Here is a 19,154-nt window from a genome sequence, read left to right as displayed (position 1 = left end):
CAACGTATAGGGTGGTTTAGATTCACCTTTAGTGTTCGAATTGTGCTTGATAAAATAATGCTGGTTGTGGGCTTTTAATAATCAGAAATGACTTATAAAGCCTAATCATTCATTTATGGTATTGCAATAATAGATTAACCATCTACAATCGCCAAATATTTAATTGCAAATAATTATTCTTAGTTAGTATTTCTACTTCATTTACCTCAAAAATGCATTATTTTGCAGCGATTTTAATAAAAAGCTATGCTGGAACTTAATCGGATAAGGAATAATAGGGAAAGTGTTGTAAAAGCACTCGAAAAAAGAAGATTTGCTGACGCCAAAAATTTGATAGCTTCTATCATCGAATTGGATGACAATAGAAAGACTACTCAAAGCAAAAATGATGAGATTTTATCAGAGGCCAATAATTTATCGAAAGAGATAGGAGCCTTGATGAAGTCTGGACAAAAGGACGAGGCCAATAAAATAAAAGACAAAAGCGCTGCCCTTAAAGCGGAGAGTAAGGTTTTAAGTGATAAACTTTCATCTATAGAGGAGGAGTTAAAGCAATTATTGTATAAAATACCTAATACGCCTAACGGAGATGTGCCTGATGGCGCCACTCCTGAAGATAATGCTGTAGTATATGAGCACGGGACATCGCCAGCGCTTGCTGATAGCGCAGTGCCACATTGGGAGCTGATCAAAAAGTATGATATTATCGATTTTGATCTGGGCAATAAAGTGACAGGAGCCGGATTTCCTTTTTATAAAGGCAAAGGGGCAAGGCTTCAAAGGGCTATGGTCAACTTCTTTTTGGATGAAGCAACAAAAATGGGTTATGTCGAAGTGCAGCCACCAATAATGATAAATGAAGATTCTGGTTATGGTACAGGCCAGCTGCCGGATAAAGATGGCCAGATGTATCATATCACTGAAGAGAATTATTTCCTTATCCCAACCGCTGAGGTTCCAATTACTAATATGTACAGAGATGTGATTGTTGATCCTAAACAGTTGCCAATCAAACATGTTGGTTTTACACCATGCTTTAGAAGAGAGGCAGGATCTTGGGGTGCCCACGTTCGTGGATTAAACAGATTGCACCAATTTGATAAGGTGGAGATTGTTCAAATACAACATCCTGATAAGTCGTATGAAGCGCTTAAAGAAATGTGTGCTTATGTTCAGGGTTTGCTTGAGAAATTAGGGCTTCAATATAGAGTACTTAATTTATGCGGAGGGGACCTAGGCTTTACTGCAGCTCAAACTTTTGATATGGAGGTGTATTCTGCTGCTCAGGAAAAGTGGCTTGAGGTTAGTTCTGTGAGTAACTTTGAAACATTTCAGGCCAATAGGCTCAAATTGAGATTTAAGAATGAGGATAAAAGGACGCAGCTGTGTCATACTCTGAATGGAAGTGCATTAGCTCTTCCTAGAATATTAGCGGCTATTCTTGAGAACAATCAAACTGAAGAAGGAATAAAAATACCAGAGGTATTGGTACCTTACACAGGTTTTGATATGATTAATTAATTAATTGCTGCTTTAATTTTCAAACCTATTGTAATAATTATTGTAGCTGCTATTGCAATGTAACCCGTTACTACAATTATAGAAGGGCCATCCAGTTGTGATTGTTTCAAAATAATCCCAGAGATGGCCCATATTATCGTTAAAGAATAAGCAAGGTTGACATTTCTTTTGTTCACTAACCACACTAGTATTTGGGTTATTAAAATCAAAACTGCCGTCCAGTATTCAGGGTAGGCAGTGTTGAAGTTCCAATGAACCAATAATGTGGTGATGTTAGCAATAGTGGCAACGCATATCCACCCAAAATATATATTAAAGGGAACCTTTGTAAAGAACCTCAGTACTTTTGATTCAAAATTTGTTGTTTGCAATGTTTGCCAGATTTTAACTAGCGTAGTCAGAATGAGAAGCATTATGATTACAGATAGTTCTTCCAATCTGTAGTGCCATGCCAGAATCCACGAAGAGTTTAGCAAACAGTTTAAGGAAAATAGTATTCCTATTTTTTGAATAGGTTTTTCATCTGCACTTACCCATTGCATAATAACAAAACCAAGCAGTAGCAAGTAGATTATTCCCCATATGGAAAACGTAATGCCAGCAGGCACAAATAAGTTCGGGTAAAAGTCAGACAGTTCTCCTGTATTATATCCATTTATAGGAAGTGCATTAGCCAGGTAATTTGTGACTAGTACCACTATAAGACCTATTGTGTTTAGTATTTTCAATTTCATTATTGGATTAATATCAAGATTTAGCCACCTATCAAATTTCATTACTTTAACATCCGTTTGATTTGTATGTTTAAGTAAATCAACCAATTAATACCAAAATGAAAAAACTGTTAATTTATTCAATCATTACAGCAATGATCCTGTCATGCACTCCGCCTGAAGAAAAGGCAAAAGTTTCGGCATACCCTGAAACAGCCAAAGTTGATACAGTAGACACTTATTTTGGAACTGATGTTTCTGACCCCTACAGATGGCTTGAGGATGATAACTCAGAAGCTACAGCCGGATGGGTCACAAGCCAAAATGAAGTGACGCATTCCTATTTAGATAACATCAATTTCAAGGAAAATATAAAAAAGAGGCTTACCGACCTATATAATTATGAGCGTGTTTATGCACCGAATAAACATGGTGATTACTATTATTTCTATAAAAATGATGGTCTCCAAAATCAAAATGTACTTTACAGGAAGGCAACATTAGATAGTGAGCCGGAGGTTTTCTTAGATCCTAATAATTTTAAAGAGGATGGCACCATTTCTTTAGGGGGTACCAGTTATTCTGAAGATGGTAGCCTGTTTGGCTATCTTATCTCAGAAGGTGGGTCCGACTGGAGAAAGGCAATTATTATAAATACGGATGACAAAGCTCAGGTCGATGACACCTTAAGACATATAAAATTCAGCGGCCTGTCATGGAAGGGAAACGAAGGGTTTTATTATACCAAATATGATGAGCCTAAAAAAGGTGAGGAGTTGTCAGGGATAAACTCTCAAGCCCGTGTTCATTATCATAAAATTGGGACACCACAAAGTGAAGACGAAGTAGTTTTTGCACCTGAGACAGAGAAGACAGGAGCTGGTGGCTATTTAACAGAAGATGACAGGTACTTGGTGCTAACAACATTTCAAGGCACTTCAGGAAATCAGCTTTTTATTAAAGACGTGCAAAATGGAGGAGTTTTAATAACTGTTATCGATCATTTTGACAATGATCATAATGTAATTGAAAGTAAAGGCGACAAACTATTGGTTTACACCAACCTAAATGCTCCAAATTATAGGGTTGTTGAAGTTGACCCAACTAACCCAGCTCCTGAAAACTGGAAGGACATTATTCCTGAATCTGAGAACGTTCTAACTGCGGGCACTGCTGGTGGTTACATTTTTGGCAGCTATTTAGAAGATGCCAAAACTGCTGTTAAGCAATTTGACTATGATGGTAAGCTTATTCGTGAGGTGGAATTACCGGGTATAGGAACAGCTTACGGTTTTGGTGGTAATAAAGAAGATAAAGAGATCTATTACACATTCACTTCATTTACTTATCCTCCTACTATTTTTAAATATGATATTGAAAGTGGCGAATCTGAATTGTATGAGCAGCCAGAAATTGACTTCAATCCTGATGATTTTGAAACCAAACAGGTATTTTATGAGAGCAAAGACGGAACCAAGGTTCCTATGTTTATCACCTATAAGAAAGGGGTAGAGTTAAATGGTAAAAATCCAACTTATTTATATGCTTATGGAGGTTTCAATGTTAGCCTTCGCCCAAGTTTTAGCACCTCTAGAATAGTGTGGTTAGAGAATGGAGGTATTTATGCACAACCTAATATCCGTGGTGGGGGTGAGTATGGCGAGGAGTGGCACAAAGCCGGTACTAAAATGCAAAAGCAAAATGTTTTTGATGACTTTATTGCTGCTGGTGAATATTTGATCAGTAATAAATACACATCAAGCGATTATTTGGCAATAGCCGGAGGTTCTAATGGAGGTTTGTTAATTGGAGCCACTATGACACAAAGACCAGATTTAGCAAAGGTTGCTTTCCCGGCAGTAGGGGTTATGGATATGCTACGTTATCACAAGTTTACGATTGGTTGGGCATGGGCAAGCGATTACGGCACTTCTGAAGATTCTAAAGAAATGTTTGACTATCTGAAAGGCTATTCACCGCTTCATAATCTGAAGGAGGGAACGAATTACCCTGCTACTATGGTGACTACAGCAGATCATGATGACAGGGTGGTGCCTGCGCATTCATTTAAATTCGCAGCTACATTGCAAGAAAAACAAGCTGGGGATAACCCAGTGCTGATAAGAATTGAGACCGATGCCGGTCATGGAGCTGGCACACCTATCTCAAAAGCAATAGAGCAGCAGGCTGATATGTATTCATTTGCATGGTACAATATGGGTATTATTCCTCCAGTAGCTAAGGAAGTGCAATAAAATTTAGAAGGAGGTGTCTCAAAAGTAGACGTCTTTGCGAACGCAGTGAAGCAATCTCTATAAAATGGGCATAAACGGTCATGAGATTGCTTCTTCCGATAGCCATCGGGATCGCAAACACGTAATTTTAATACTTTTGAGACGCCCGCTTCATTAAATCCATTAATTATGAATATAAGAGCTGGCGAAAAATCTGACTTGCCACGAGTGCTGGAGCTAATTAAAGAATTGGCTGTTTATGAAAATGAGCCTGATGCAGTGGAAAATACTGTTGCGCAGATGGAAATTGATGGGTTTGGGCCAAATCCAATATACGGTTTTTTTGTTGCTGAAAATGATGATAATCACATAGTCGGTATAGCTATTTACTATTATCGCTACTCTACCTGGAAAGGCAAGAGGATGTACTTAGAAGATATTGTGGTTACAGCATCTGAAAGGGGAAATGGAATTGGTAAACTGCTATTCGATAGAACCATTGAAAAAGGACGAGAAGAAGGATGCACTGGTATGATGTGGCAGGTGCTGGATTGGAACGAGCCAGCGATTAATTTTTATAAGAAATATTATAACGCCAGGTTAGATGGCGATTGGTTTAACTGCAGTATCGAGCTAAACTAACACCAGTTCTTTTATTGGAAGATCAAACATTTCTTTCATTTCCTGAGCTAAGTCCTCCATGTACTCATCCTCTTTTTGATAGGTCCATATCACCTCGAAATTCTTGCCAAGAATAAAATACTTATTGAGTTCTGAAACTATACTTAAGACCATCTGATGCGAAGCTGAGTTGATATAATCAAGCTCAATTTTGAAGGAATTGTATGGTCTTGGTTTTTGCACATAGTTACGTAACCAATCGATAATAGGCTTTTGAAAAGGCAGTGTGTCTTCCATATAAGACCTGCCTCTCAATACTAATTCTCCCTTGTCAGCATTAAGATAAACTAATGGAGAATCTTCTGTGGCTTCTAGCAAAAAGGTTTTCATAGTTATTTTATTCAACTACTATGAAACTCGTTAAAACCTATGATTATTGCGAAGAAGAAACGTTTATTGGTAAAAAACCTCGGTCAAAGCACAACATAGCACTTTTTGTTGTTTTGCTTAAACCTGCTGCAGTAAGGTTCTAAAGGCCACATGCCTGTTTTGGTACCTGTTTTTGTGCTGTTCAACTAATGGAGGGGCAAATTCATTCAAATACTTCATTACAAACTCCACATCTTTAGCAAAATATTGAATGCTATAAGAAACAGTTCCTTCATCTTCCTGGCTAAGAACTTTAAATACTTTATGTTCAACAAACATACCTGTATCCATAACTGCTGGAATGTGAACTGATTGCATCCAATCCAGCCATTCGTATTCAACATCCGGGTCAATTCCTACTGTTACATTATATAAAACCATGGTATTTTATTTCTTGGCGAAAGGTCATTATTTTTTATAGGAGCAAAATTATCATTATTTTCAACATCGATGTCCACTTTGTCTATGAAGTATAAAGCAATTATTATGATTGCAATTGTCACATTGGTTGGTAGCTGCCATCGCTCTGGTAGTGAAAGTGACAATCTTCAAAATAACAAGAGTAAATATCCTGAGCCCGTAAATATTGATTTAAATAAGATTAAAGACAGAGGCTCTTTGGTGGCAATAGTTGATAATAGCTCAACAGGTTATTTCATTTACAAGGGCCGGCCTATGGGTTATGACTATGACTTGCTAAAGCTGTTTTCTGATTATTTGGAGGTTCCGTTAGAAATAAAATTTACCCCTAGTATAGAGCGTGCCTTCGAAATGCTAAATAATGGAGAGGGTGATATCATAGCCTATTCGCTTACTGTTACGAAAGAAAGGAAGGAACGCGTGGCTTTTACATCCAGTCATTTTACTACAAGACAAATGCTGGTGCAGAAAAAGCCGGATAATTGGTATGAACTGACTAAAGATGAGTTGGAAAAATCCCTGATTAGAAATCAAGTTAATTTATTGGGCAAACAGGTTCATGTTAGAAAGCATTCATCTTATATAAATCGGTTGAATAGCTTGGCCCAGGAGATTGGCGGAGATATTATAATAGTTGAAGAGCCTGATTCGGTAGAAACTGAAGCACTAATTAAAAAGGTAGCAGATGGTACAATAGAATATACAATTGCAGATGAAACTGTAGCTATTGTAAATGCTTCTTATTACCCTTCAATAGACGTAAAGACACCCATAAGTTTTCCTCAAAAAATAGCCTGGGCGGTTAGACCCAATGCCACTAAACTGCTGGTTGAGGCCAATGCCTGGCTAAAAAAGATTAAGAAAGAGGCAACGTTTAATGTTATCTATAATAAGTATTTTAAGAGTACCAGGGCATCTACTCTCAGAGCTAAGAGCGATTTCTCATCCTTCGGAGGAAAAAGTATTTCTCAATATGATAAATATTTAAAGCAAGTTGCAGACTCACTAGGGTGGGACTGGAGGTTGCTGGCCGCGCAAATGTATAGGGAATCTAAGTTTGACCCAAATGTGAAATCCTGGGCAGGTGCGATTGGTCTGATGCAACTGGTTCCTGAAACGGGTAGAAGGTTTGGTGCTAAAGATTTGTATAACCCAAGGCAGAATATACTTACAGCAGGCAACTACCTGCAATATCTGGATGGGCTCTGGTTCAAAACCATTAAAGATGATGAAGAGAGAATAAAATTTGTATTGGCTTCATATAATGTAGGACTTGGCCACGTAGAGGATGCCAGAAATCTGGCCAACAAGTATGGTGCAGACCCTACAGTGTGGAATGATAATGTAGAAAAGTATTTATTATTAAAGTCTAACAGGGATTATTTTACTGATCCCATAGTCAATTCAGGTTATTGTCGTGGTGATGAGCCTGTAAACTATGTGAGGGATATTCTACTATATTATGAGCAGTATAAACAGCTTATTAATAGCTGAAATAGTTTCAAATATTATATTTTAGCAAAAGTCACATTAAACTAAGAGGAATATGTCAATTTCTAAGATGGATAGCTTGTACAAGGAATATACCCAAGTAAGATTTCTTGATGTAAATAAAGAGCAGTTTATATATATAGCTCACCTTTTACCATCTTGTATTTTGGTAATGAGTGATGGCTTACTTGACTCTGAAGAATGGGTGACCCTTAAGCAACTGTCAAAGATTTTGGGTGATGAGTTTGCTTCAGATGACTTGGGTACTGATGAGAAAGAAGAAAACCTCATGTTGATATACAAAGCTGAGATCAGGTATCTATTAAAAAACAGAGAGAAGTGGGAACCTAAATTTCTTGAAGCGTTAAAAGAGTATTTACCAAACAATCCAGCTTCTGTGGAATTTCTAAATGAAACACTGGATTTGTTTGCTGGTCCGGATGCAGACGCAGGCCCGGATGAAAAGGAGAACTATGTGAAACTAAAAAAAGAGCTTGGCCTATAGCTGATTGACAATACTCTCAAAATCGAGAGACTCCCAGTTCTTATGAATATTATTTTGAGCCATCACTTTGTCCATGATGGCTTTTTGTTTTTTACCCATTTCCAAAGCTTCAGAATATCTCATCTGCTCTTTGAAAGTGACCATAGAGTATAAAGGAATCCATTTTTGAGGATATAGATCTGATAATTTAGCTTCTATCTGTTTCCTAAGCAGAAATTTATCGTCTGCTACCAGGTCGCGCATTTCAATAAAATTCTGTAGTGCAAGGTTTGAAATGGCATCTGCATCTGGTTTTCTTAGTTTTTGGTAGGCTGGTAGTAACTTGTCCCAGTTGTCATCATAATCATCCAACATTTGATTTAAGACCCTGCAATCTTCAAAGCCGCTGTTCATTCCCTGGCCATAAAAAGGTACAATAGCATGCGAAGCATCTCCTATAATCAAAGTTCTGTTTTTTACCCATGGGTAACTTTTAACAGTAACTAACGAAGATGTTGGATTCCGGTGATAATCCTTCATTAAAGAGGGCATTAACTCCACAGCATCAGGAAATGTTGTCTCAAAGAATAATTTGATTTTTTCGTCAGTATCCAGTGAAGCAAAAGATGTTTCTCCCTCAAAAGGAAAGAAGAGCGTGCATGTAAAACTTGCATCCTGATTGGGGAGTGCAATAAGCATGAATTTGCCCCTTGGCCATATATGCAGTGCATTCTTCTCAATCTGGAAACCGCCATTGAGTGCAGCTGGGATGGAAAGCTCCTTATAGCCGTGCTCAATATAATGTTGTGAATAGTTAAATCTGTCAGTACGCTGCATCAACCTTCTTACAACAGAAAATGCACCATCGGCACCTATAATAAGGTCAGCCTGATATTTGCCCCTTTTGCCATCTTTTTCAAAAAAAAGTATGCTCTCCTCGAAATTGGTGCCTACACACTTATGACCGAAGTAAAACTTAACACCATTTTTTTCCGCCTCATTAATCAACACTTCATTAAGCCCACCTCTTGATATTGAGTTGATGGCCTGGCCTTCGCGGCCATAGGGTTGAAATGTTAAGAGCCCTTCCTGGTCGTGCATCATCCTGCCGCGCATGGGTATTACCATTTTTTCAACAGTGGCCTCCAGTCCTACCTCTTTTAGTGGTAGCCAACCTCGGTTGCTCAACGCCAGATTTATTGATCGACCCCCAGCCAGGTTAGCAGCACGCATATCAGGTCTTCCTTCAAATACATTAACAGTATATCCTCTTTTGGCCAGGTAGATGCCCATTAGCGAACCCACTAGTCCAGCACCAACAATTCCTATTTTTTTTACTTGCTTCATCCGATCAAAACTTTTTTCATTATCGAATAGAAATTATAAACATCTTCAAAAGTATTGTACAAAGGCACAGGAGCCACCCTTATAACTTCAGGCTCTCTCCAATCAGCAATCACACCTTCTTTAGTTAATGTATCAAATGCCTTTTTGCCATCTTTTTTAACTACTAACGATAGTTGACAACCTCTTTCTTCCGTATTTTCAGGTGTTAAAATCTGAACTGAATCCTGAAGGTCACTTTTTATCAAATATTCTAAAAAGCCTGTCAGCTGAAGACTCTTTACTCTTAGTTTATCTATTCCAGCTTCTTTAAAAACTTGAAGTGATGCCATATGAGCGGCACTTGACAGTACGTTGACATTGCTTTGCTGCCATCCATCAGCACCTTCCATTGGGATAAAGCCTTTCTCCATTTTAAAACGCTCTTCCTCATTATGACCCCACCAGCCCGCAAACCTTGGTAAATCTGGATTATTGGCATGACGCTCATTTACATAAATTCCGCTTACCCCGCCAGGGCCAGAGTTTAGGTATTTGTAGCTGCACCACGCTGCAAAGTCGGCACCACTATTGTCAAGGTTAACAGGAACATTGCCTACAGCATGGGCCAGGTCAAACCCAACCTTTGCTCCGGCTTTATGTCCGGCTTTGGTAATTGATTTTAAATCAAAGAATTGCCCGGTGTAATACTGAACACCGCTAAACAATACTAAGGCAATGCTCTCAGCATTTTTATCGATTGCAGTTACAATATCTTCGGTTCTTAAAGTGGCTTCACCTTCTCTTGGTTTTACTTCGATGATGGCTTCGGTAGGATCAAATCCATGAAACCTCACCTGACTTTCCACTGCATACTGATCAGATGGGAAAGCTCCTGCTTCCATGATTATTTTAAACTTATTTTCAGATGGTCTGTAAAAGGAAACCATCATCAAATGCAAATTGGTAGTCAGGCTGTTCATGGAAACCACCTCAATTGGTTTGGCTCCTACTATGGATGCCAAGGCCTCCTTGGAAAATTTATGATAGTGAAACCAAGGCCTTTTTTTTGCATGAAAATGGCCTTCAACACCTAATTCTTCCCAATCTAAAAGCTCTTCTTCTACAAACTGTCTTGTTGACTTAGGTTGGAGGCCTAAAGAATTACCAGTAAAATAAATGCAATCTTTTCCATTTATTTTAGGGATGTGAAACTGGTTGCGATAAGTTTTAAGAGTGTCTTTTTCGTCTAAAGATTGAGCGAATTGTAAGGAGTTCTCAAAAGTCATAATTCAAATTTTGCCAATATTAGCCAAAAATCTTTATCTGTTCCCCTGAAATTACACCTTCGTGCCTAAGCAATTTTTCTTTGATGTGTAAGCCACCCGCAAAACCAACCAGACTACCGTCTTTGCCAATCACCCTGTGGCAAGGAATGATAATTGGTATTTTGTTTTTACCATTGGCTGTGCCGGCAGCTCGTATAACCTTCAAGTCTCCCAGTCTGATGGCCAGATCACTATAAGAAATAGTCTTTCCGAAAGGAATTTTCTTTAACATATTCCAAACCCTTAATTGAAACTCCGTGCCAACAGGTTTAATTTTGACACCAAAAGTCTGTCGCTTACCATCAAAATATTCAGTCAGTTCAGTTTGGCAGTCCTCAATAACTGAATCAGTTGCTTCTGCTTCCAGATGCTTATTGAACTCTATTTTGGTTATGCACCCATCTTCAGAATAGATAGCAATTGGCCCAACAGGTGAATTGAAATTGGCCTGACCCATTAAACGAATCTAGGATCAGTTTCCATTATGTGACCGCATTTAGAACATGTTCGGCTTTCTTCAGAGTTATAAAATTCTTTGAAGCGTGGCTGAAAATCCTTTTCTACATTTTCCAGGATAAAATAAGTTTCGTGGAGTTTGTTATTACAGTTGTCACAAAACCACATTAAACCATCGGTCAGATTTTCTCTTTTTAGCTCTATTACTAACCCAACGGACCCTGCAGGTCTGAGCGGGCTGTGCGGAACTTTTGCCGGGTGCAGATACATTTCTCCAGCTTTTATTGGAATTTCAACGGCTTTTCCATCCTCCTGAATCTTTACGGTAATATCACCTTCAAGCTGGTAAAATAGCTCTTCTGTTTCATTATAATGGTAATCTTTCCTGGCATTTGGGCCACCAACGACCATTACAATGTAGTCGCCAGCATCTGTATAAAGATTTTTATTACCTACCGGAGGTTTCAATACGTCACGATTATCTTCTATCCATTTTTTGAGATTGAAAGGTCTTCTAATAGCCATAAAGTTGTTTGTTATTTTCTCTTTAAATTTAACGAAAATTAAAGTTTATAATAAGACATAATCATATTCTATGGATTTAGATTTGACAGGAAAGCGGGCGTTGGTCTGTGGAAGTACTGAAGGAATTGGCAAAGCAATCGCCATTGAGCTAGCTAATATGGGCGCATCTATAACCCTTATGGCTAGAAACAAAGAAAAACTTGAAGGTGTAAAATCGGTTTTAAGTATTGAAAAAGGCCAAAGTCATGATGCTATCGTAGCAGATTTTGATAAACCAGATCTGGTTGAAAAGGAAATAAACAGTTATGTAAGTAAAGGTAATGATATCCATATCCTTATCAATAATTCTGGAGGGCCTGCAGCGGGCAAAGCTATAGATGCTGAGCTAGATGAGTTTCATTTGGCTTTTAACAGACATTTAATCTGCAATCAAATTTTGGCGAAAGCCGTAACACCGGCCATGAAAGTTGCTGGTTTTGGACGAATCATAAATATTATTTCTACTTCTGTAAAATCGCCACTTAACGGGTTGGGCGTTTCCAATACAATCAGAGGTGCTGTCGCTAACTGGGCGAAAACACTATCTAACGAATTGGCAGCCGATGGTATTACCGTTAACAATGTATTGCCTGGAGCTACTTTTACTGGTCGATTAGAGTCTATAATAAAGAATAAGGCGGAAAAAGCCGGAATCACTGTTGAGCAATCAAGTGAGAATATGAAGAAGGAAATACCTGCTGGTAGGTTCGCTTCTGCGGAAGAAGTGGCGGCCGCAGCCTGTTTTCTGGCAAGCCCCATTGCTGGATATATTAATGGTATCAATCTGCCTGTGGATGGTGGAAGGTTGAGTTGTTTATAATTGAAGCATGCAAAAGATAAAAAACTATATTAATGGAGAGCTGGTTGAACCAATCAGTAAGTCTTATCTTGATAATGTAAATCCATCTACTGGTGAGATTTATTCTTACATCCCTGATTCTGACAAAGAAGATGTAGAGAATGCTGTGAAATCAGCCAAGGCAGCATTTAAATCCTGGGCAGAAACATCTATTACGGATAGGGCAAAGGTCATGAACCGAATAGCTGATTTGATTGATAAAAATCATGATAAGCTGGCAATGGCCGAGTCGGTTGATAATGGAAAACCTTTGAAACTGGCAAAAAGGGTAGATATACCTAGAGCAGCTGCTAATATGCGGTTCTATGCTACAGGTATTGAGCATTTTGCTTCTGAATCACACCAGCCAAACCCTGAATACATAAACTATACAACCAGAACACCTATTGGGGTGGCAGGCTGTATATCTCCATGGAATTTGCCTTTATATTTATTTACATGGAAAATAGCCCCAGCCATTGCTGCTGGTAATACTGTGGTGGCTAAGCCATCGGAAATTACGCCAATGACAGCTTTCCTTTTTTCAGAGTTGTGTATTGAGGCGGGTCTTCCTGCTGGCGTTTTGAATATTGTCCACGGTTTAGGTGCAAAAGCTGGTCAGGCGATTATTGAACACCCAGATGTTCCTGTAATATCTTTTACAGGAGGCACAGCAACTGGAAAAAGCATTGCTGCTACTGCAGCTCCAATGTTTAAGAAGCTATCATTAGAGCTAGGCGGCAAAAACCCTAACGTCATCTTTGCAGATTGTGATTTCGATAAAGCAGTGAAAACCTCAGTTACCTCATCATTTGCGAATCAAGGACAGATATGTTTATGTGGTTCTAGAATCATGGTTGAAAGACCCATTTATGAAAAATTTGTAAATGCATTTGTGAAGGAAGTTGAAAACTTAACCGTTGCTGATCCATTGACGGATGAGTCTAAAGTTGGAGCGGTGGTATCAGAGCCACATATGAATAAAGTCTTGAGCTATATTGAACTAGCGAAAGAAGAAGGTGGTGAGGTGCTTACTGGTGGGCAAAGGATAAAGGTAGATGGCCGATGTGAAAATGGTTATTTTATTGCACCTACAGTGATCACTAACTTATCGCATGATTGCAGAACCAATCAAGAAGAAATATTTGGCCCTGTTGTGACCATTATGCCTTTTGATAGTGAAGGGGAGGTAGTAGAGTTTGCCAATAGCACTGCTTACGGTTTGGCTGCTACCATCTGGACGGAGAATTTAAAGAAAGCCCATAGAGTAGCCCATCAAGTGAAAAGTGGCATCATTTGGGTTAACTGCTGGTTAGTTCGTGATTTAAGAACACCTTTTGGAGGGATGAAACAATCAGGTGTAGGTAGAGAAGGGGGATGGGAGGCGCTCAGATTCTTTACCGAGCCCAAGAATATTTGTATTGCACTGAAATAAAAAGAAGGTGTCTCAAAAGCTAAGCGTCACTACGATCCGCCAGCTGGCGGAGTAGTAATCTCTTCTTAAGACTCGCTAGCAACTTTGAGATTGCTTCGATTCCTCGCAAAGACGAGATTTAATACTTTTGAGTCACCTTCTTTAAAATTCTCGACAAAAGAAAATTAGAACTGCTCAGTTCTTGCGAAGAAAAAACTTCCTTCGATAGCAGCATTTTCATCTGAATCAGAACCATGGATAGCATTTGCTTCGATAGACTCAGCAAAAAGTGCTCTGATAGTACCTGGAGCAGCATCTTTAGGGTTTGTAGCACCAATTAGTTTTCTAAAATCTTCAACAGCATTATCTTTTTCCAAAATCATAGGAATAATAGCTCCTGAAGACATGTAAGTAGTTAGATCATTGTAGAAAGGTCTTTCTGAATGTACTTCATAAAACTGACCTGCTCTGTCCTTAGACATATAAGTTTTTTTCATTGCAATGATTTTGAAACCGGCTTCTTCAATCATTTTGATAATTGCACCACTGTTTCCTGCTGCCACAGCATCAGGCTTAATCATTGTGAATGTTCTAATTCCCGCCATAATATTTTTGTTTTCTAAATTTTGCCGCAAAAATAGCACAATATTTAAAAGAAGAATAGCTCCTTTCATTTATTTGAGAGATTACAGAGCCATTCCTCCATTTTGCTTTAGAACTAATTTATAACCAATTTTGCCCCTTAAATTTTTTACAGACCAGGTTGATTGTGGGAGATTATAGTATAATGCAAAATTTCGAAGCATTCAAGGAGAAATTAAAATCTCCAAAAAATATAGTGATTACCACGCATCATAAACCAGATGCCGATGCCTTAGGATCTTCTTTGGCCCTAGCTTCTTATCTCAAGAAAAAAAATCATAAGGTTACAGTAGTAAGTCCTACTGACTATCCGGATTTTTTAAGTTGGATGGTAGGTAACGATGATGTGTTGAAATATAGTGAAGGTGGAAAAGGTAAATCCGAAGAGGCAATAGATGAGGCTGACCTGATTTTTTGTCTTGATTTTTCCAGTTTGAAACGGATTAATGAAGTTGGCGATCTGGTTAGGGAATCAAAGGCCGAAAAGGTTTTGATTGACCATCACCTTGAGCCTGAGGACTTTGCCCAATATGTATTGTGGAGCACCAAGGCCGCTGCTACAGCAGAACTTATTCATCAACTGATAGTTGATTTAAAGGATCAGGATCTTATCGATAAAGATATTGCTGAGGCGTTATATGCTGGTATAATGACAGATACTGGCAGCTTTAAACATCCTAATACCACTAAAAATATTTTTGATGTTTGTGGTGACTTAGTGGGGAGAGGTGCTGATACTGCTAAGGTGGCCAAGCTTATATATGACAATAATTCTTTGAATAGAATCAAATTCATAGGCTATGCTCTAAATGAAAAGTTAAGGGTCATTCCAGAATTAAATACAGCATATTTTGCTATTACAGCCGAGGAACTTGAAAAATTTCATTCTAAAACAGGCGATACAGAAGGGCTTGTAAACTATGCCTTGTCTATAGAAGGGATAAAATTTGCCGCTGTAATTATCGATAGAACCGAGGCTGTTAAAATGTCCTTCCGTTCAGTTGGTGATTTTTCGGTGAATGAGTTTGCCAAGAAGAACTTTTCCGGTGGTGGACATAAAAATGCCGCTGGTGGAATTTCTCATACTACCCTTGAAGAAACTGTGTCAAAGTTTGAAGAGTTATTACAAGAAAATAAAAACGAATTATCAACAAAAACGAAAATATACGCATAATATGAAATTGAATAATTTATTAGGAGTAATGATCTTGGTTGGATTGTTTCAAGCCTGTACTAGTGGTAGTGAAGAGACAACTCCGTCTGGGTTAAAATATACAGTGGTGAATAGAGGCAGTGAAGGAGTAGCTCCTAGCGGAAGTTATTTGATGCTAAATATGATCTACAAAGATGATACTGACTCTGTTTGGGTTGACACTAAAGACTCTGGGGTGCCTATCATGATTTTCAAAGAGGATTCTATTTGGGCTAAACAAGATGGAAGCATTCAGGAAATATTTGTTGAGCTGGGAAAAGGCGACAGTGTATTCTTTGATGTTTCTGCCAACGATCTTTTTACAAAAACATGGCAGGCACCTTTGCCTCCAAGTATTAAGCCTGAAACAGTGATTTCATTTTTTATAGGAGTACAGGATGTGTTGGATGAAGAAGGTCTAAGAGCATGGCAGCAAGAAATGCAATCTAAGCAAATGGCTAAGATGCAAGAAGAAGCCTCTGGGCAAAAAATTAAGGATGCTGAATTGATTGATGTTTACCTGACAGAAAACAACATAGATGCCCAGACAACAGAGTCAGGGTTGAGGTATGTTATTACACAGGAAGGAGAAGGCCCTACTCCGGAAGTGGGACAAACTGTAGAGGTTAATTATGTTGGCCATGTTTTGAATGGTGAGTTTTTTGATACAAGTATCAAAGAAATAGCACAGGAGAAGGGACTTTACAACGAGCAAAGAGAGCCTTATGGGCCACTTGAATTTCCTTTAGGACAAGGCGCTGTAATTAGTGGATGGGATGAAGGTTTGGCTTTACTCAATAAAGGAGCAAAAGCTACGTTTTATATTCCATCAGGTTTGGCATATGGAGCAAGAGCGAGAAGCGAGAAGATTCCTGCCAATTCTATTTTGGTGTTTGATGTTGAGTTAGTGAATTTTAAGTAAAATGAAATCAATTAAATTAATTAATGCTATAGCACTTTTGGGTGCAATGTTCTTTCTAAATGGATGTTTGGATACTGAAGAAGAACCAGTAAATCCACAGTTTGAACAGTTTGAAAAAGATGTAGCTGCTATTGACGCATATTTAACGAGCAATGGTATAGATGCCATTGCTGATGAATTTACAGGAATAAGATATGTGGTCAACAATCCGGGGGATGGACTAAATCCAATTCTGTCTGTTGTTGATTCTTTGACATTAACCTATGAAGCTTCTGTCTTGAGCTCAGGCTTTGTTTTCGATGAGGCAGATGGTGAGCGTTTCAAGACTACGGATTTGCTTTCGGGTATAGCATATACAGCTGCATTTATTGAAGAAGGGGGTAGTGTTACTGCTTATGTACCATCATTTTATGGATTTGGAGCAACAGCTACTGATGACATACCGGCAAATTCAATAATGAAGATAGATTTAGGTTTAGATGCAGTAGTAGATAGGCAGCTAATCACCGAAATTAATGCGATAGACGCGGCTTTAGAGGAAATGAATAGGACACCAACAATTGATCCAAGTGGAATCAGGTATTTTTTAGAACAAGGTGTTGGCAATTTTGCTGATGCTAGTAGTATTGTGTCTGTATCCTATGAAGGTAAACTATTGAGTAATGGAGAAGTGTTTGATAGTAGTACTGAGGCCACATTCGAATTGTCCAGACTTATTTTGGGATGGCAGATTATGATTCCTAAAATGAAGGAGGGTGCTAAAATGACCATGTATATTCCTTCTCCTTATGCTTATGGTACAGGAGGGTCCCGAGATGTGGTTCCACCAAATGCAACACTTGTATTCGAACTGGAATTGTTAAGTATCAACTAGTGAAACTTTGTTTTGCTACTAATAATAAGAACAAATTAAAAGAAGTGTCATCGCTTTTGAGCGGGTCACTTCTTTTGTTAAGTCTTCAGGACATTGGTTGTACTGAAGATCTGGAAGAAACCCAGGATACCATAGAAGGTAATTCACTTCAAAAAGCGGATTATATCTTTAATAAGTATAAGGTGGCGGTTTTCGCTGATGATACCGGGCTGGAAGTTGACACTTTAAATGGAGAACCAGGAGTAAAATCTGCCAGATATGCTGGTGAGGAGAGGGACAATGAAGCTAATATTCAATTGCTACTTTCAAATCTAAAAGCTAAGTCAAAACGTGATGCACAGTTTAAAACAGTAATTACTTTGATTACTGAAAAGGAGCAAGTGCAGTTTGAAGGTGTGGTAAGAGGTAGAATTGCAGAAGCCAAATTGGGTGATGAAGGGTTTGGTTATGATCCAATATTTGTTCCTGATGGTTATGATATGTCATTTGCCCAAATGTCCATGGCCGAAAAAAATGAGATCAGCCATCGTGGTTTAGCTGTTAAGAAATTAGTAGATTACCTTAATCAAAATTATTAAGAGTGGCCTTGGATCCTTTTTTGATTGGTATAACTGGTGGCAGTGCTTCGGGAAAAACCTTGTTTTTGAATGAACTTATTAATGAGTTCGGAGAAGATGATATATGCCTCATTTCTCAGGACAATTATTATTTGGATCGGGATCAGCAAGCGGTTGATGAAAATGGAGTGATAAACTTTGACCTTCCTGCCTGCATTAACGATGTTGAGTTTGCCAGAGACATCAAACTGATAAAAGAAGGAAAAGGGTTCACAAGAAAGGAATACACCTTTAATAACCCTGCTATAACGCCAAAACAACTTGTCTTTAATGCGGCTCCAATTGTAATTGTTGAAGGGCTTTTTGTGATGCATTTTCCTGAAGTGAATAAGCTGCTCGACTTGCGCTTATTTATTGATGCCCAAGATCATATTCGTTTGAAAAGACGGATAATCAGGGATAACAATGAAAGAGGGTATGACCTTGATGACGTTCTGTACCGTTTTGAAAATCATGTAATGCCCACATATTATAAGTACCTCGAACCACTTAAATCTGAGGCTGATCTTATTATTCCAAATAATACTCACTTCCACAATGCACTAGGAGTATTGTCGGGGTTTCTTCATTCCAGACTCAAAAGATAATATTGTTTTCTATCAATAAATCTTTAGATTTGCCCCGCTTTCAATAAATGAGCAGAAGAAAAAACATATCGAAATTTAAGAGTTCAGTAAGTCTGGTTACAGGAATATTAGCCGCTGCAGTGATTTTATTCACCCAGAGTTTCTATTTCGATTATGCTGCTGAAAATGAAAGTAAGGTAAAAACAGAACAGTCTGATAATACTGATGAAGATCAGACCATTCTAAAAATTGGTTCAGAAGCGGTAGCTCAAGTAGCTCAGGTGAGTTTACAAAATGTACTCCACTTCATTTCCAATATTTACTTAGATAACTCGCAACAAAATCACATTGAATACAAGCCTAAGCCATTATTCAATGCCTATTTTCATACCTTATTCAGGTTAATTATATCGCCAAACGCCCCTTAACAGGGAGGTGTGATACAATCGAATTGGTGAGCCTTGCTCACTCAAAATAATAATTTCATTCTTTTTAAATTTTATAA

The 19,154-nt window shown here is 38.3% G+C and carries 21 protein-coding genes; 13 read left to right on the top strand and 8 right to left on the bottom strand.

Annotation, left to right across the window (positions count from 1 at the left end):
• Positions 1-246 precede the first annotated feature (246 nt).
• Positions 247-1,521: a serine--tRNA ligase gene (serS, locus tag RIB54_RS18645; RefSeq protein ID WP_350064659.1), complete on the top strand. Its 1,275-nt coding sequence runs from the start codon at positions 247-249 to the stop codon at positions 1,519-1,521.
• Here the strand turns inward: serS and RIB54_RS18640 are convergent.
• Positions 1,518-2,297: a TspO-related membrane protein gene (locus RIB54_RS18640; RefSeq protein ID WP_350064657.1), complete on the bottom strand. Its 780-nt coding sequence runs from the start codon at positions 2,295-2,297 to the stop codon at positions 1,518-1,520. The two genes, serS and RIB54_RS18640, sit on opposite strands and share 4 nt — an antisense overlap.
• Positions 2,298-2,353: 56 nt before the next feature.
• On the opposite strand from RIB54_RS18640, the gene RIB54_RS18635 reads away from it, so the two are divergent.
• Both RIB54_RS18635 and RIB54_RS18630 read left to right on the top strand, forming a co-directional pair.
• Complete coding sequence (locus RIB54_RS18635) at positions 2,354-4,489, top strand: prolyl oligopeptidase family serine peptidase (protein ID WP_350102305.1); 2,136 nt, start codon at positions 2,354-2,356, stop codon at positions 4,487-4,489.
• Positions 4,490-4,654: 165 nt separating this feature from the next.
• Positions 4,655-5,110, top strand: a complete 456-nt coding sequence (locus RIB54_RS18630) for a GNAT family N-acetyltransferase (RefSeq protein WP_350064686.1) — start codon at positions 4,655-4,657, stop codon at positions 5,108-5,110.
• Here the strand turns inward: RIB54_RS18630 and RIB54_RS18625 are convergent.
• Positions 5,102-5,479 (bottom strand): DUF1987 domain-containing protein, encoded by a 378-nt coding sequence (locus RIB54_RS18625; RefSeq protein WP_350064653.1) that lies wholly within the window; start codon positions 5,477-5,479, stop codon positions 5,102-5,104. The genes RIB54_RS18630 and RIB54_RS18625 overlap by 9 nt on opposite strands.
• Positions 5,480-5,596: 117 nt before the next feature.
• On the bottom strand, positions 5,597-5,899 hold the full coding sequence (locus tag RIB54_RS18620; RefSeq protein ID WP_350064651.1) for a DUF4286 family protein: 303 nt from the start codon (positions 5,897-5,899) through the stop codon (positions 5,597-5,599).
• 105 nt (positions 5,900-6,004) lie between these two features.
• Here RIB54_RS18620 and RIB54_RS18615 point away from each other — a divergent pair, with 105 nt between their 5' ends.
• Positions 6,005-7,432, top strand: coding sequence for an MltF family protein (locus RIB54_RS18615; protein ID WP_350102304.1), 1,428 nt, complete (start codon positions 6,005-6,007; stop codon positions 7,430-7,432).
• A 52-nt stretch (positions 7,433-7,484) separates the two neighbouring features.
• A complete protein-coding gene (locus RIB54_RS18610) occupies positions 7,485-7,934 on the top strand; it encodes a hypothetical protein (RefSeq protein WP_350102303.1) in 450 nt (149 codons plus the stop codon).
• Here RIB54_RS18610 and RIB54_RS18605 read toward each other — a convergent pair.
• The 4 genes from RIB54_RS18605 to RIB54_RS18590 are packed head-to-tail and all read right to left on the bottom strand — an operon-like array spanning position 7,929 to position 11,545.
• Positions 7,929-9,260, bottom strand: a complete 1,332-nt coding sequence (locus RIB54_RS18605; RefSeq protein WP_350102302.1) for an FAD-dependent oxidoreductase — start codon at positions 9,258-9,260, stop codon at positions 7,929-7,931. The two genes, RIB54_RS18610 and RIB54_RS18605, sit on opposite strands and share 6 nt — an antisense overlap.
• Positions 9,257-10,525 (bottom strand): kynureninase, encoded by a 1,269-nt coding sequence (gene kynU / locus RIB54_RS18600; protein ID WP_350102301.1) that lies wholly within the window; start codon positions 10,523-10,525, stop codon positions 9,257-9,259. The genes RIB54_RS18605 and kynU overlap by 4 nt, the downstream gene beginning before the upstream one ends.
• Positions 10,526-10,544: 19 nt before the next feature.
• Positions 10,545-11,021: a methylated-DNA--[protein]-cysteine S-methyltransferase gene (locus RIB54_RS18595; RefSeq protein ID WP_350102300.1), complete on the bottom strand. Its 477-nt coding sequence runs from the start codon at positions 11,019-11,021 to the stop codon at positions 10,545-10,547.
• Complete coding sequence (locus tag RIB54_RS18590) at positions 11,021-11,545, bottom strand: 3-hydroxyanthranilate 3,4-dioxygenase (protein WP_350064639.1); 525 nt, start codon at positions 11,543-11,545, stop codon at positions 11,021-11,023. The genes RIB54_RS18595 and RIB54_RS18590 overlap by 1 nt, the downstream gene beginning before the upstream one ends.
• 70 nt (positions 11,546-11,615) lie before the next feature.
• Between RIB54_RS18590 and RIB54_RS18585 the strand changes: the two genes are divergently transcribed.
• Both RIB54_RS18585 and RIB54_RS18580 read left to right on the top strand, forming a co-directional pair.
• Positions 11,616-12,404: an SDR family oxidoreductase gene (locus RIB54_RS18585; protein ID WP_350064637.1), complete on the top strand. Its 789-nt coding sequence runs from the start codon at positions 11,616-11,618 to the stop codon at positions 12,402-12,404.
• Between the two features lie 7 nt (positions 12,405-12,411).
• Positions 12,412-13,857: an aldehyde dehydrogenase gene (locus RIB54_RS18580; RefSeq protein ID WP_350102299.1), complete on the top strand. Its 1,446-nt coding sequence runs from the start codon at positions 12,412-12,414 to the stop codon at positions 13,855-13,857.
• Between the two features lie 164 nt (positions 13,858-14,021).
• Here the strand turns inward: RIB54_RS18580 and RIB54_RS18575 are convergent, their stop codons facing one another.
• Positions 14,022-14,441, bottom strand: coding sequence for a nucleoside-diphosphate kinase (locus RIB54_RS18575; protein WP_155184088.1), 420 nt, complete (start codon positions 14,439-14,441; stop codon positions 14,022-14,024).
• A gap of 182 nt (positions 14,442-14,623) precedes the next feature.
• Here RIB54_RS18575 and RIB54_RS18570 point away from each other — a divergent pair, with 182 nt between their 5' ends.
• The 6 genes from RIB54_RS18570 to RIB54_RS18545 are packed head-to-tail and all read left to right on the top strand — an operon-like array spanning position 14,624 to position 19,077.
• Complete coding sequence (locus tag RIB54_RS18570; RefSeq protein ID WP_350102298.1) at positions 14,624-15,652, top strand: DHH family phosphoesterase; 1,029 nt, start codon at positions 14,624-14,626, stop codon at positions 15,650-15,652.
• A 1-nt stretch (position 15,653) separates the two neighbouring features.
• Positions 15,654-16,592 (top strand): FKBP-type peptidyl-prolyl cis-trans isomerase, encoded by a 939-nt coding sequence (locus RIB54_RS18565; RefSeq protein ID WP_350063239.1) that lies wholly within the window; start codon positions 15,654-15,656, stop codon positions 16,590-16,592.
• A gap of 1 nt (position 16,593) precedes the next feature.
• Positions 16,594-17,466 carry an FKBP-type peptidyl-prolyl cis-trans isomerase gene (locus RIB54_RS18560; RefSeq protein ID WP_350102297.1) on the top strand — a complete coding sequence of 291 codons (873 nt, stop codon included), beginning with the start codon at positions 16,594-16,596 and terminating at the stop codon, positions 17,464-17,466.
• On the top strand, positions 17,466-18,044 hold the full coding sequence (locus RIB54_RS18555; RefSeq protein WP_350102295.1) for a non-canonical purine NTP diphosphatase: 579 nt from the start codon (positions 17,466-17,468) through the stop codon (positions 18,042-18,044). Before RIB54_RS18560 ends, RIB54_RS18555 begins: the two co-directional genes overlap by 1 nt.
• A gap of 2 nt (positions 18,045-18,046) precedes the next feature.
• Positions 18,047-18,670 (top strand): uridine kinase family protein, encoded by a 624-nt coding sequence (locus tag RIB54_RS18550; protein ID WP_350102294.1) that lies wholly within the window; start codon positions 18,047-18,049, stop codon positions 18,668-18,670.
• Positions 18,671-18,717: 47 nt separating this feature from the next.
• The gene (locus RIB54_RS18545) at positions 18,718-19,077 is read left to right on the top strand and encodes a hypothetical protein (protein WP_350102293.1); all 360 of its coding nucleotides are present in this window, start codon (positions 18,718-18,720) and stop codon (positions 19,075-19,077) included.
• Positions 19,078-19,154: the final 77 nt, after the last annotated feature.

Origin of the sequence: Fulvivirga sp., from assembly GCF_040218215.1 — a bacterium.
Classification (GTDB): domain Bacteria; phylum Bacteroidota; class Bacteroidia; order Cytophagales; family Cyclobacteriaceae; genus Fulvivirga.
This window is presented reverse-complemented; position numbering and strand designations above follow the sequence as displayed.

Coding starts and splice junctions, on each gene's coding strand:
- serS (WP_350064659.1), top strand. CDS start 247: ATGCTGGAACTTAATCGGATAAGGAATAATAGGGAAAGTGTTGTAAAA.
- RIB54_RS18640 (WP_350064657.1), bottom strand. CDS start 2,297: ATGAAATTTGATAGGTGGCTAAATCTTGATATTAATCCAATAATGAAA.
- RIB54_RS18635 (WP_350102305.1), top strand. CDS start 2,354: ATGAAAAAACTGTTAATTTATTCAATCATTACAGCAATGATCCTGTCA.
- RIB54_RS18625 (WP_350064653.1), bottom strand. CDS start 5,479: ATGAAAACCTTTTTGCTAGAAGCCACAGAAGATTCTCCATTAGTTTAT.
- RIB54_RS18620 (WP_350064651.1), bottom strand. CDS start 5,899: ATGGTTTTATATAATGTAACAGTAGGAATTGACCCGGATGTTGAATAC.
- RIB54_RS18615 (WP_350102304.1), top strand. CDS start 6,005: ATGATTGCAATTGTCACATTGGTTGGTAGCTGCCATCGCTCTGGTAGT.
- RIB54_RS18610 (WP_350102303.1), top strand. CDS start 7,485: ATGTCAATTTCTAAGATGGATAGCTTGTACAAGGAATATACCCAAGTA.
- RIB54_RS18605 (WP_350102302.1), bottom strand. CDS start 9,260: ATGAAGCAAGTAAAAAAAATAGGAATTGTTGGTGCTGGACTAGTGGGT.
- kynU (WP_350102301.1), bottom strand. CDS start 10,525: ATGACTTTTGAGAACTCCTTACAATTCGCTCAATCTTTAGACGAAAAA.
- RIB54_RS18595 (WP_350102300.1), bottom strand. CDS start 11,021: ATGGGTCAGGCCAATTTCAATTCACCTGTTGGGCCAATTGCTATCTAT.
- RIB54_RS18590 (WP_350064639.1), bottom strand. CDS start 11,545: ATGGCTATTAGAAGACCTTTCAATCTCAAAAAATGGATAGAAGATAAT.
- RIB54_RS18585 (WP_350064637.1), top strand. CDS start 11,616: ATGGATTTAGATTTGACAGGAAAGCGGGCGTTGGTCTGTGGAAGTACT.
- RIB54_RS18580 (WP_350102299.1), top strand. CDS start 12,412: ATGCAAAAGATAAAAAACTATATTAATGGAGAGCTGGTTGAACCAATC.
- RIB54_RS18575 (WP_155184088.1), bottom strand. CDS start 14,441: ATGGCGGGAATTAGAACATTCACAATGATTAAGCCTGATGCTGTGGCA.
- RIB54_RS18570 (WP_350102298.1), top strand. CDS start 14,624: ATGCAAAATTTCGAAGCATTCAAGGAGAAATTAAAATCTCCAAAAAAT.
- RIB54_RS18565 (WP_350063239.1), top strand. CDS start 15,654: ATGAAATTGAATAATTTATTAGGAGTAATGATCTTGGTTGGATTGTTT.
- RIB54_RS18560 (WP_350102297.1), top strand. CDS start 16,594: ATGAAATCAATTAAATTAATTAATGCTATAGCACTTTTGGGTGCAATG.
- RIB54_RS18545 (WP_350102293.1), top strand. CDS start 18,718: ATGAGCAGAAGAAAAAACATATCGAAATTTAAGAGTTCAGTAAGTCTG.